Origin of the sequence: Bacteroides sp. (genome assembly GCF_052357945.1) — a bacterium.
GTDB lineage: Bacteria > Bacteroidota > Bacteroidia > Bacteroidales > Bacteroidaceae > Bacteroides.
In genome coordinates this window covers 1-11,802 of record NZ_DAWCXD010000147.1, presented here as the reverse complement: position 1 = coordinate 11,802, position 11,802 = coordinate 1, and the positions used below count along the sequence as shown (strand labels likewise).

Here is an 11,802-nt window from a genome sequence, read left to right as displayed (position 1 = left end):
GTGAATAAGTTTAAGTAATTACATAAACCGAGATGATATGAAAAAGATTGTTTATTTCTTGCTATTTGCCTTGTGCCTTCCGATAGGTATCTTTGCACAAAGCGTTGATGACGACCTTTACTTCGTACCTTCCAAAGACAAACAGGAGAAGAAAGAAACTCCGGTTAAGAAGGAACCGAAGAAACAGGTGACGACTAACATCTATACTTCACCGGGTACTACAGTGGTTGTTCAGGACCGTAAGGGAAGAACACGGGATGTGGATGAATATAACCGCCGTTACGATGCACGTGAAAATGAATTCGTAATGGATAATGATACCTTATATATAAAAGAAAAATCTAATCCGGATTTGGACGGAGAGTGGGTGACGGGCGAATTCAATGGTACGGAAGACGACTATGAATACGCTGAACGTATCATCCGTTTCCGCAATCCGCGTTTTGCTATCAGTATCAGCAGTCCGTTGTACTGGGATGTAGTTTACGGTCCGAATTCATGGGACTGGAACGTATATACCGATGGTATGTATGCTTATGCATTCCCGACGTTCAGTAACCCGCTTTGGTGGGATTGGCGTTATGGCTCTTACGGCTGGGGATGGAACTATGGCTGGGGATGGAATCGTCCTTACTACTCTTGGGGATATTACCCCGGTTATTGGGGCGGCGGCTACTGGGGTGGCTGGTATGGCGGCGGATATTGGGGACATCATCACCACTGGCATGGTGGTCCTAGCTGGGGCTGGGGCGGAGGTGGAAGCGGTCGTTGGACAGGTCCTACCTATACAAACCGTCGTTCTTCTGGACAAAGCAGTTACAGAAACTCGTCCACTGTTCGTCGTTATGGTTCGAGTGCCGTTCGCTCCAGTGGCTCTTCAGTTCGTGGAGGTTCTGCAGTTCGTTCTGAAGGCAGTTCTGTTCGTTCTTCTGGTTCTACTTATAGTAGGGGAACTACTTCCAGACGTGTAGTGGGAACACGAACTTCAGGTGAACGTAGTAGCTCAAGTAGTCGTAGCAGTGCTACTTATTCTCGTCCAAGCAGTACTAGAAGTAGCGGAAGCTCTTCATTTTCCCGTTCGACTGGTTCTTCAGGTTATTCGCGTTCGTCTGGAACCACAACAAGGAGCAGTAGTGCAAGATCAACTTATAGTCGTGGTAGTTCAGAAGCACCGCGTACTTATTCTCCAGCAAGTAATAGTAACACCCGTTCTTCTTCCTATGGTACTTCTCGTTCTTCTTCACGTAGTTATTCTCCAGCTTCGTCTGGTGGTAGTAGTTCTCGGGGCAGTTATTCGAGCGGTGGTTCTTCTAGGTCATCATCAGGTGGGGGCTCCTCTCGTAGCGGCAGTGCCAGAAGATAAGTATTAATTAAACGGTTTTACAAGAATGAAAAAGATAAGTGTTTTAATTGCTCTAGGGATGTTGATGATAGCACCTTGGGGAATGGCACAAACGATATATGATGGTGCCAAATTAACAGGAAAAGATTTAAATGGAACTGCTCGATTTGTGGGTATGGGTGGAGCTATGGGAGCTCTTGGAGGAGACATATCTACAATGGGGACTAATCCGGCAGGTATTGGTCTTTATCGTAGTAGTGATGTAATGACTTCATTTGGATTTTCTCTTTATGGGAATGAAAGTCAGTATTTGGGGAAAAAGTTTAATTCCGATTTAACTAAAGGAGATTTTAATAACATCGGGTTTGTGTTTTCTTCGAAGATTGGTAATGAAACTCCGCTGCGTTTTGTGAATTTCGGTTTTAACTATCATAAAGCGAAATCATTTAATAATAACATGCGCATGGAAGGGAATTTGGGACTTTACTCCCAAACTTATCTAATGGCATCTCAAGCAGCTGGCATTGAAAAATGGGGAGATTCGCCTTATACGGATAATGGTATTGGTTGGCTATCTATTTTAGGAGCTGATGCTGGGCTGATTAGAGATATTACAATACATGACAAAACAGGAGGGGTGAACAATATTCCTTATACCTATAAGGATGAACAAGGGAAGGAGGTACAGTATAAGGATATAAATGGTAATCCTCTTTATATCTCTCCTGGACATTTTGAAGGAATGTTAGATAATGGATATGCAAATTTTCGTTCGGAAGAACGCGGGGGAATTGATCAATATGATTTTAATGTATCGTTTAATTTTAATGATCGGGTATATTTGGGGTTGACGCTGGGTGCTTATTCTGTAGATTATAATAAGTATACTTTTTATGATGAGGATTATGGAAACGATGAAGGATATAATTTGCAGAGTTGGAATAGAATAAAGGGGTCTGGCTTTGACGTGAAGTTGGGGGCTATTATTCGTCCTTTTGAATATTCGCCTTTTCGAGTTGGATTAGCTATACATACGCCAATATTCTATAGTTTGGATTATAAAACGAGTGCACAAGTTATATCGGATGTGATGGATGTTGTAACTGGAGAAATAAAGGGATATGACGTGAGATCATGGGATAATCTTCCGGGAAAAGGGGACATGATCCTTCCTTTCGATTTTCAGGCTCCTTGGACTTATAATGTAAGTTTGGGATATACGGTAGGCAAGAGTTTGGCTTTAGGAGCAGAGTATGAGTATCAAGATTATTCTTCCATGAAGTTTAAAGATACTGAAGGTAATTCTTCTGCTTATGAATTTGAGAATAGTACGACGTCTATGTTGAAAGGGGTTAGTACAGTCCGTCTTGGCCTAGAGTATAAGGTGATTCCACAGTTTGCTTTTAGGGCAGGATATAATTATAGTACTGCGGCTTTCCATCAGGATGCTTTCAAAGATTTGGCTATTAACTCTATTCAGACAGATACAGATTTTGCCAATTCTAAATCAATGAGTAATTATACATTGGGTATTGGTTATCGCGGATCAATGTTTTATGCTGATTTAGCTTATAAATACTCTACATATAAAGAAAATTTCTATCCGTTTGTGAATGGATTTGTAGATGGTGGTGATACAGTCATTGGTTCACCGGAAGCAACGAAAGTTACGAATACACGCAGTCAAGTGTTATTTACCGTAGGTATGCGTTTCTAACCTAAAAAAGACAGTTTTCAATTTCAATAATAACTTTTGTGTGTAAAAAATCCCTGGAATGCTGAGTGTCTACAGCGGTTCCGGGGATTTTTATTAGTATCACTTTTTATTCTTTAGTCTTATCTGAATAGTGGAGTTCGTTCGTCAATGATTCCGCGTCTTGCGTACATTTTTACCGCAACAGGAGTTCCGGCTTCTATGGTAATGTCCTCCTCTGCGATGATAGGTTCTTCTTTACCGTCCTCCAGGATAACCGTTCCTATTTTCTCGCCGGCTTTGATGATCTGCGGAATCAAGTTAGTCAAGATACCTTCAGATACTTTCCGGATATCAATGTATTCCGGTTTTGCATTGGGGTCAGCTTCGATTTTACCGCTGAACAGGTCCTGTACACCTTTGTTCTTCAAGAACAGTTTAACGATTGCTCTACCTTCGTAAGGCTGGTTGTTCTCGTCAAGCAGAACGACGGGCGTTGTCATTCTCTTGAATGCAAGAGCAACATTCTTAGAACCTTTGTTGGTTTGGGCTGTACCGAACAAATATTCTAAGCCGCCCTTGATTTCACGATAGCGGCTGCTCAATGATCTGGTAGTAGCAGCTTCGTCGGTCAATTCAGGATAATGAGCATAGAAAGTAACCGTTTCCGAATCGGTGCTTGCTTCGTTCCAGGTCTGGCTATCCATGCCTATGGCAAACGGATGATAATCCTGCTCGGCAACGGACATGGAGATAACATCTCCGGCAGCGAAATTGCTTTTTAACGGAAGTGTCAGACTACTGCTGTTACGAGTAAGAGCATTGTTGATACTTTGGTCAATAGAAGTAGAAAAGTCGATCACTCCTTTACTGGGATCTTGCAGTTCTTCTTGCTGTTGACAACTGAACAGGCATACTGATGCCATGACAAATAAAAGGCTTTTTCTTTTCATTTGAGGGTAATTAATAGGTTAATAATAGTGAGAGGTTTCTAATATTCTACTCTGTCTTCTTTGGCCACCCAGGCTTTGAAGGCAGTAAGGGCTTCATTATGTAGTAGGATTTCGGAAGGCAGCTTTCTGTCTTCAGGTTTCAGTTGCAGTTCGTCATAGATAAAAGAGTCGTCGAAGCCGATGTTCTTGGCATCGGTCTTGTTGTTTCCATAGTACATCTTATCCAGGCGTGCCCAATAAATAGCACCCAGGCACATGGGGCAAGGTTCGCAGGAAGTATAGATTTCGTATCCGCTAAGATTAAACGTTCCGAGTTTGGCTGCTGCGGCACGTATGGCACTTACCTCGGCGTGGGCCGTAGGATCACAAGACGCGGTGACACGATTAACTCCTGTTGCAACTATTTCTCCGTCTTTCGTGGCAATCACAGCACCGAAAGGACCTCCACCATTTTCAACATTCTTTTTTGAAAGCTCGATTGCTTTTCTCATTAAAGCTTCTTTAGTCATGGCACAAAAAATATATTGTTAGTTTTATTTCTTCTTTGCTTCTTTCTACAAAGATAGAAAAAACTAACAATATACAATGGGATGTCCCTATTTATTTTTTAACAATACCGGCAGAATCCAGAAAAAGAAGGAACTTTTTTTGCTTTTTTTAGGGTTATAGCTTACCTAAGATCTTGTCCATTACCCAGTTAGTCAACGTTGCGCTTTCGCCGTCGCAAGAGCAAACCGACTTACCCAATAAGTGATCTACTACTGCTTGGATAAGAGGCTGTTGCACGTGTTCCGGGTTGCCGATACAGATTTCTTCCCGTCCTTTCTCGGTATGTAGTCCGATAGGTTCGTATGTGAAGACGGAAAAGCAAATCATTCCTTTGTCACCGATAATCTCTATGCGGTCTTCGCGGGCAGAATCATGGGCTACGAAGCACCAGGAACCACTACCCACCAGTCCGTTGTCAAATTGGAAACAGGCGCTTAATGTATCTTCAGCAGGATAAAGCCCGCCGCGATTACTCTTGTAACCGCTTGCTTCGAGGATGCAACCGAACATATCCTGCAACAAATCAATCTGATGCGGAGCAAGGTCGTAGAAGTAGCCGCCTCCGGCAATATCAGCCTGCACACGCCAGGGAAGATTATCACGGTTGTAATCCAGATCGCGTGGTGGCTGGGCAAAACGAATCTGTACATTGATAACGTTGCCGATCGTCCCGTTCTCTACTAATTCCTTTACTTTCTGGAAATAGGGAAGATAACGGCGATAGTATGCTACGAAACAGGGAACTCCCGTTTCATTGGATATGCGGTTGATTCGGGTACATTCTTCATACGTCACCGCCATTGGCTTCTCAATATAGGCCGGTTTGCCCGCTTTCATGGACATAATGGCATACGTAGCGTGTGAAGAAGGAGGAGTGGCGATATAGATAGCGTTTACTTCCGGATCATCTATCAGCTCCTGTGCATCGTCATACCATTTCTTGATTCCTCTCTCTTTGGCATACGCTTTCGCTTTCGCGCCGTCACGACTCATCACGGCTACGACTTCCGAATGTTCTACTTTCTGGAAAGCGGGACCGCTTTTCGTCTTGGTTACTTCTCCGCAACCAATGAAGCCCCATTTGATAATCTTTTCACTCATAATATACCTATTGTGTCTGTTCTAACAACCCCCAAAGATAAAGCTATTTTTTGTCAAGAGCAACTTTATTGATTATTAACTTAGCGGGAACAGTTGGAAAACAGACATTGGGTTTTGTTTCAACAGAAGCTCCGTTTTATCGGAACAAAGGCTTTGTTTCAGGCAAACAGGACGTCTGTTTGAGGCGGATATATACTTCATTTCGGTAAGAAGTAAGGTGAACACTGCTGATCCTCCGGCTGAAGAACCATAACCACCGGGCAAAGCGCAAGGAAAAGCCGGGGCGGGGAGAGGTTTTTCCCGGCTGGATAAAAAGAAAGGAGAGAATCGCGATTCCCTCCTTTGCATGTAGTTTAATTGAAACTACTTTATCATTAACTCTGTAAAGATACGACATCCGAAAGCGAAAGTCAAGTCTTTGGGAGTTTATTTCTGGAAATAGACATGAATATATCTATCTTACATTCTGTTTTTGATTGTTTTCTTCTGAACTGTAAAATGATAAGGTTATTCTTTATCATAGTACTTTTTATAAATCTTCTGGTATTCTTTCTCCTTTTGGAATTTATCCAGCCATGTATTCAAACTATCGAGTAAAGCGGGTGATTGTTTGCTGACTGCCCATGAGTAGAATTGTGTAAAGCTGATGGCTGTATTTATATCTATCTGTGGGATGGAATCGGCGGCCGCGCGTGCGATGCTTTCGTCACAAACGGCATAGTCGATATCTCCATGAGCTACCATTGAGATTAATTGTTCGGAACCGTATTTATCTATTTCTTTGATATAAATGGTATCTCCGATTTCATTTCCCAGGTTTTGGATACGCAGGATGGAGGGAGAGCCTTTTACTACGTGAAGTGTCCGCCCGGCCAAGTCCAGTTGGTTACGGATATAGAGTGAGTTGTTTTCTCCGTTTTCTTTCCGTTGCACGAGCACTTGTTTGTTGAGCGTGATGGGAGAGGTGAGGAGCAGAGAATCTTTCAGTTCGCTGGTAGCTAATATGCCGCAGGCAATTACATCGTAACGTCCTTCGCTTAATCCTTCCAGCCGTTCTTCAAAACTCATCAGGGGTGTTATTTCGGTTTTCAATCTCTTGTCATGGGCAAAAGCCTGTATCAGTTCGTAATGGAAACCGGAAACGGTATCACCGTCCACGTAGAAACTGATCGAGTTATATTCAGTCGCTACACGCAATATACCTTCTTTGGCAATGGCTGCATAATCACGCGGGTGTCCTGACGGCTTTTCCTGATTACCGCATTGGCGGATAGAAAAGATGATTGCCAATACAATGATTACGGGCACTAAATATCGGGACAGTCTCAATTTGGGGCGTGTTACCATAAGCCATATAGATTTTGTTAATCATAGAAATTCCATGAAAGACCGAATTTCAGTACACGTGGGTTGATAGGGTAGTGAGGAGACAAGAAGTAATTCGGGCTGCTCATACCTTGATTCACGTGATACATCATTACATAGAAACGTGTACGCTTTAGATGTAAGTTTGCGTATACATTCACGATCGGATAACCTCCTATCTCTACCTGGTCATTCTCCGGTTGTAAATAGAAGTTTTGGATAGCCGGCATATAAGCAGGGGCATTGTATTTACTGAAATAACGCACATCGGCACCCAATTGTACACTAAGCACTTTCTTTGCCAGCTTGAACTGCATATAGAAATTGTGATACAGCGAAAGATCAGGCAAAGGCAATACGGTCTGGTCGCTGGACTTTTGCCAGGTTACTTCATTATCTAAATGGAAGATTCCCAATTTGAAGTCCTGATTAAGACTTGCTGACAACACCTGTATACTGCCGCTTTTCTGTTCCGGCACCGCTTGTTGGTTGAAATAAGTGTAATTCTTTATGTTTTCAACTCCTGCTTTCAAACGTGTTCTCCAACGTGCAATGCTTAATTCTCCTTCAATACGGGTACGAAATTCTTTGTCCATATCATTGTCCCACATGAAATGTTTGGAATGATAATGACGCATATAGAAAGGTGCAAGCTTATTGCTGACTTCACCACGGGCTATAAGGCTCACAGTGTCTTTCCATAACGGAAAGTTAAGGTCGATATCTCCTTTCACATTGAATTGTCCGATTGCTTTTCCGGCAAGTCCCACTTCACCAATGGCATGGTAATGAAGTACATTTCCTTCACGTTTGGATAATTCGCCTCCAACAAATATTTCATTTTCATTGTATTTGTCGGGCAACGGATTCCCCTCCATATTCATAAGAGTATACTTGCTGATTTTATAGGAAGCAAATGCCGTGAGTCCGGCTTTGGCATATTTATTGAATCCTTCGAGTAGAGCTATACCTATGGTATTCTTGATACCCATGTAGGTAGTACTGTCTCTGGCAATCGGATTATCCGGCTCCAAATAGGTGTTTTGATAATAGTTTTTTTCACGCATGTCATCATCCGAGTTGAAACTATGACGTGCACGCTCTACCTGAATGGTATGTATAAAACTAGTGACCGGCACAAATTCTTGTTTGGCGGGAGTAGTGTCATTTTCGGCCTGTGGTATGTCGCGGCTGAATCCCAGATTGTAACGTTGGGTCAGGAATACGTAAAAGTCATGATTACGGTTGGTTGTGGCGCTTAGTACGGTCGGGATATTGGTTGATTCATATTCCCTTTGCCCTTGTGCCATCTCTTCAGGCGCAGTGATGTATCGGTCGTCCTCAATACCTCCGTTTTCATTTGTCTTGAGGTAATTGTTGCTGTATATTGCCTGCATCTGATAACGGTCGCCGATATAACTACCGAAAATTGCCGCATTGAAATAAGCCGTATTCTGGTTATTATAATATCCTCGTCCGTACAAGTAATCTATGTTAAAACCGAAAGCCAGCTTCTTGTTTACATTGACAGAGAAATAAGACTTAAAGCGTTCTTCTCCGTTTATTTTATTACCGGCTTTATGATACGTCAGATTGGTATAAGGTACATTACTATTGGTGAAATTGAACTCCGTAGGACGAATAAAGAAACTGGAGAAAGGCTCCATAAAGATAGTAGGTTCCGGATCACGACGTTCAAAGAAGATGCGTGACATACGGGGAGAACCCATATTGGCCAGATAATTATAATGTCCGGTAAGTCCTTCGGTAAGATTTGAATTCTGGAAGTGGTGATAAGCAGTATCCGCCGGGATGATAGTCCGGTCGCCCAACTGATTATTAATACGCCACATATATAATTTCGGAGGTAACCCCTGTACTTCTACATTTGCACTATCCAGTCTGTCCGGAATCATGGCAGGGTCCACCTGGTTACCGTATTGGTCGTATCCGTTTTCGTCCACTCTCTGGCGACCATTATCGAACTGTGCATGGACAGTTGTCAAACCTATAACGGAAAAGATTATATATAATAGTAAGATTCGTCTCATAATTGGAGGCAAAGATACTTACTTTAATTGATTTAATGATAATGGATAATTGAAAATTATGTTGCATACGTATTATACGTAGCTAATAATTATCAATTATCCATTGTACATTATCTGTTAATTAAACCTCACGGATTAACTCCATACCTTTCTTGATAGCTTCCTCGTTCATAGGAATCAGGTGATGGTGGCGTTCCGGCAGGGTTTTCTTAAGTCCTTTGGTAACATTCTCCAACGTTACGATGGGGCGAAGCTTCAATAATCCGCCAAGTACGATCATGTTGAATGCTTTGGCATTATTCATCTCGTTGGCTGCATCCATTGCGTCGATACGATATACCTTAATATCCTTACGGGTAGGAGGGTTGATAATTCCGTAACCGTCATAAATCAGGATACCGCCGGGTTTCACTTTGCTTTCAAACTTTTCGAGTGAAGGCTGATTCAGAATGATGGCAGCGTCGTATTTACTAAGAATCGGTGAGGATATTTTGTCATCGCTTACAATAACTGTAACGTTGGCTGTTCCACCTCGTTGTTCGGGACCATAAGCGGGCATCCAGGTCACTTCTTTGCCTTCCATCAAACCGGAATATGCCAGAATCTTACCCATAGACAATACGCCTTGTCCACCGAATCCTGCTATAATTATTTCTTCTTTCATTGTTCTGTTGACTTTTAGCGTTATTCTTTATCTTTTAAATCACCCAGCGGATAGAATGGGAACATGTGTTCTTCCATCCATTTGTTCGCCTTCTCCGGAGTCATCTTCCAGCCTGAACTACAAGTGGAAACGATTTCTACCAGGTTGGAACCTTTACCGTTCATGGAGTTCTCAAAAGCCTTGCGGATTGCCTTCTTGGCCTTACGGATAGCCGGCACAGATTGTACGGACTGACGGGTTACGTAAGCAGTTCCTTCCAGTTGGGCTGCGATTTCAGTAATCTTCAATGGATAGCCGTGAAGTTCAACGTCACGTCCGTAAGGACAAGTCGAGCTCTTCATACCTACCAGTGTAGTCGGAGCCATCTGGCCGCCTGTCATACCATAGATCGCATTATTGATAAAGATAATCGTGATATTTTCACCACGGTTCAAAGCGTGGATTGTTTCGGCTGTACCGATGCAAGCCAAGTCACCGTCGCCCTGATAAGTGAAAACAAGACGGTCCGGCCACAGGCGTTTCACAGCAGTTGCCACAGCAGGAGCACGTCCGTGTGCTGCTTCTTGCCAGTCAATATCGAGATAGTTGTAGGCAAACACTGCACATCCCACCGGAGAGATTCCCACAGTTTTATCTTCCATACCCATTTCCTCAATGACTTCGGCAATGAGTTTGTGTACCACACCGTGACTGCAACCCGGGCAGTAGTGCATGGCGTTATCGTTCATCAGAGTCGGTTTTTTGTAAACCAGATTCTCGGGTTTGATTATTTCTTCTTTAGTCATAACTTCATCTCCTTATCTGTTGGTGAACCGTATAAAAAACTCCATCAGCTTGACAAAGATTGCCGCGCCGCATACGTAGATAAACATTTTGAAATCATCTTTTGCTACAAAGTAGGTGATGATGGCTGCAACAGCCAATATCATAAATAGGATGTTCAGTACGTTTCTTATTTTATCGGGATTCATTGTTTCGTTATTTGATTATTTTTTCTTTCAAGGCAGTTACAATTTCATCCGGATCGGGAACGATGCCACCTAGACGTCCGAAATGTTCTACCTTTACTTTACCGTTAACAGCGAGACGGACATCTTCAATCATCTGTCCGGCATTTAGTTCCGTAACGAGCATACCTTTTACTTTATCAGCGTATGCAGCAATTGCTTTGGTTGGGAACGGCCACAGTGTAATCGGGCGAAGGATACCTACTTTAATTCCTTTTTCACGAGCTAGTTCCATTGCTTTCTGGCCAATACGTGCCATTGAACCGAAAGCGATAATCAAATACTCTGCATCTTCGCAGTTGATCTCTTCGAAGCGTACTTCATTTTCTTCAATTTCACGATATTTAGCTTGAAAACGGAGGTTGTTGATTTCCATTGCTTCCGGTTTCAATTCAAGGGAAGTGATAATATTCGGTTTGCGGTCTTTTGCTTTTCCGGTAGCAGCCCATGGACATTGTTCAATTACTTCTGCTTCCGTGCGGCGTGGCTTTTGTGCAGGAAGAACAACCTTTTCCATCATCTGACCGATCACACCGTCAGCAAGGATAATAGCCGGATTACGGTATTTGAAGGCCAGTTCGAATCCTAATGCTACGAAATCCGCCATTTCCTGTACGGATGCCGGAGCGAGGGCAATCAGTTTGTAGTCTCCATGACCACCACCTTTTACTGTCTGGAAGTAGTCAGCCTGGCTAGGTTGGATAGTTCCCAATCCGGGACCGCCACGCATTACATTCACAATCAGACAAGGAAGTTCGGCACCGGCTAAATAAGAGATTCCTTCTTGTTTCAAGCTCACACCCGGACTTGAAGATGAGGTCATTACCTTCTTTCCGCTACCTGCACCTCCATATACCATATTGATAGCTGCCACTTCACTTTCCGCCTGGAGTACTACCATGCCGGTTGTTTCCCACGGTTTCAGTTCGGCAAGCGTTTCCAACACTTCCGATTGGGGAGTAATAGGATAACCGAAGTAACCGTCGGCACCGCAACGGATAGCTGCGTGGGCGATGGCTTCGTTTCCTTTCATTAATACAACTTCTTCTGCCATATTCTTTTCTTTTATTCTACTTT

At 43.0% G+C, this 11,802-nt stretch carries 11 protein-coding genes; 2 read left to right on the top strand and 9 right to left on the bottom strand.

All coding sequences use genetic code 11. The annotated features are described in order from the left end of the window. Positions 1-37: 37 nt before the first annotated feature. The gene (locus tag ACT8YW_RS19125; protein ID WP_444106816.1) at positions 38-1,363 is read left to right on the top strand and encodes a hypothetical protein; all 1,326 of its coding nucleotides are present in this window, start codon (positions 38-40) and stop codon (positions 1,361-1,363) included. Between the two features lie 25 nt (positions 1,364-1,388). After that, complete coding sequence (locus ACT8YW_RS19120) at positions 1,389-3,059, top strand: OmpP1/FadL family transporter (RefSeq protein WP_444106815.1); 1,671 nt, start codon at positions 1,389-1,391, stop codon at positions 3,057-3,059. A gap of 119 nt (positions 3,060-3,178) precedes the next feature. On the opposite strand, the gene ACT8YW_RS19115 is transcribed toward ACT8YW_RS19120, so the two are convergent. The 9 genes from ACT8YW_RS19115 to ACT8YW_RS19075 form a co-directional block, all read right to left on the bottom strand. Beyond that, complete coding sequence (locus ACT8YW_RS19115; RefSeq protein WP_444106814.1) at positions 3,179-3,988, bottom strand: fimbrillin family protein; 810 nt, start codon at positions 3,986-3,988, stop codon at positions 3,179-3,181. 38 nt (positions 3,989-4,026) lie between these two features. Beyond that, positions 4,027-4,497 (bottom strand): nucleoside deaminase, encoded by a 471-nt coding sequence (locus ACT8YW_RS19110; RefSeq protein ID WP_444106813.1) that lies wholly within the window; start codon positions 4,495-4,497, stop codon positions 4,027-4,029. A gap of 154 nt (positions 4,498-4,651) precedes the next feature. After that, a complete protein-coding gene (locus ACT8YW_RS19105) occupies positions 4,652-5,638 on the bottom strand; it encodes a Gfo/Idh/MocA family protein (RefSeq protein ID WP_151923064.1) in 987 nt (328 codons plus the stop codon). Between the two features lie 75 nt (positions 5,639-5,713). Then, positions 5,714-5,986: a hypothetical protein gene (locus ACT8YW_RS19100; protein ID WP_444106812.1), complete on the bottom strand. Its 273-nt coding sequence runs from the start codon at positions 5,984-5,986 to the stop codon at positions 5,714-5,716. A gap of 159 nt (positions 5,987-6,145) precedes the next feature. Then, a complete protein-coding gene (locus ACT8YW_RS19095) occupies positions 6,146-6,985 on the bottom strand; it encodes a transporter substrate-binding domain-containing protein (protein ID WP_444106811.1) in 840 nt (279 codons plus the stop codon). Between the two features lie 17 nt (positions 6,986-7,002). After that, positions 7,003-9,054: a putative porin gene (locus tag ACT8YW_RS19090; protein WP_008770903.1), complete on the bottom strand. Its 2,052-nt coding sequence runs from the start codon at positions 9,052-9,054 to the stop codon at positions 7,003-7,005. A gap of 121 nt (positions 9,055-9,175) precedes the next feature. Further along, positions 9,176-9,718, bottom strand: a complete 543-nt coding sequence (locus ACT8YW_RS19085) for a 2-oxoacid:acceptor oxidoreductase family protein (protein ID WP_444106810.1) — start codon at positions 9,716-9,718, stop codon at positions 9,176-9,178. A 20-nt stretch (positions 9,719-9,738) separates the two neighbouring features. Next, on the bottom strand, positions 9,739-10,503 hold the full coding sequence (locus ACT8YW_RS19080; protein ID WP_004297416.1) for a thiamine pyrophosphate-dependent enzyme: 765 nt from the start codon (positions 10,501-10,503) through the stop codon (positions 9,739-9,741). A 193-nt stretch (positions 10,504-10,696) separates the two neighbouring features. Next, complete coding sequence (locus tag ACT8YW_RS19075; RefSeq protein ID WP_004297418.1) at positions 10,697-11,779, bottom strand: 3-methyl-2-oxobutanoate dehydrogenase subunit VorB; 1,083 nt, start codon at positions 11,777-11,779, stop codon at positions 10,697-10,699. Positions 11,780-11,802 lie beyond the last annotated feature (23 nt).

What these genes read in the sequence shown, in the direction of transcription:
- ACT8YW_RS19120 (WP_444106815.1), top strand. Translation starts at nt 1,389, where the DNA reads ATGAAAAAGATAAGTGTTTTAATTGCTCTAGGGATGTTGATGATAGCA.
- ACT8YW_RS19115 (WP_444106814.1), bottom strand. Translation starts at nt 3,988, where the DNA reads ATGAAAAGAAAAAGCCTTTTATTTGTCATGGCATCAGTATGCCTGTTC.
- ACT8YW_RS19110 (WP_444106813.1), bottom strand. Translation starts at nt 4,497, where the DNA reads ATGACTAAAGAAGCTTTAATGAGAAAAGCAATCGAGCTTTCAAAAAAG.
- ACT8YW_RS19100 (WP_444106812.1), bottom strand. Translation starts at nt 5,986, where the DNA reads ATGCAAAGGAGGGAATCGCGATTCTCTCCTTTCTTTTTATCCAGCCGG.
- ACT8YW_RS19075 (WP_004297418.1), bottom strand. Translation starts at nt 11,779, where the DNA reads ATGGCAGAAGAAGTTGTATTAATGAAAGGAAACGAAGCCATCGCCCAC.
- ACT8YW_RS19095 (WP_444106811.1), bottom strand. Translation starts at nt 6,985, where the DNA reads ATGGTAACACGCCCCAAATTGAGACTGTCCCGATATTTAGTGCCCGTA.
- ACT8YW_RS19105 (WP_151923064.1), bottom strand. Translation starts at nt 5,638, where the DNA reads ATGAGTGAAAAGATTATCAAATGGGGCTTCATTGGTTGCGGAGAAGTA.
- ACT8YW_RS19090 (WP_008770903.1), bottom strand. Translation starts at nt 9,054, where the DNA reads ATGAGACGAATCTTACTATTATATATAATCTTTTCCGTTATAGGTTTG.
- ACT8YW_RS19085 (WP_444106810.1), bottom strand. Translation starts at nt 9,718, where the DNA reads ATGAAAGAAGAAATAATTATAGCAGGATTCGGTGGACAAGGCGTATTG.
- ACT8YW_RS19080 (WP_004297416.1), bottom strand. Translation starts at nt 10,503, where the DNA reads ATGACTAAAGAAGAAATAATCAAACCCGAGAATCTGGTTTACAAAAAA.
- ACT8YW_RS19125 (WP_444106816.1), top strand. Translation starts at nt 38, where the DNA reads ATGAAAAAGATTGTTTATTTCTTGCTATTTGCCTTGTGCCTTCCGATA.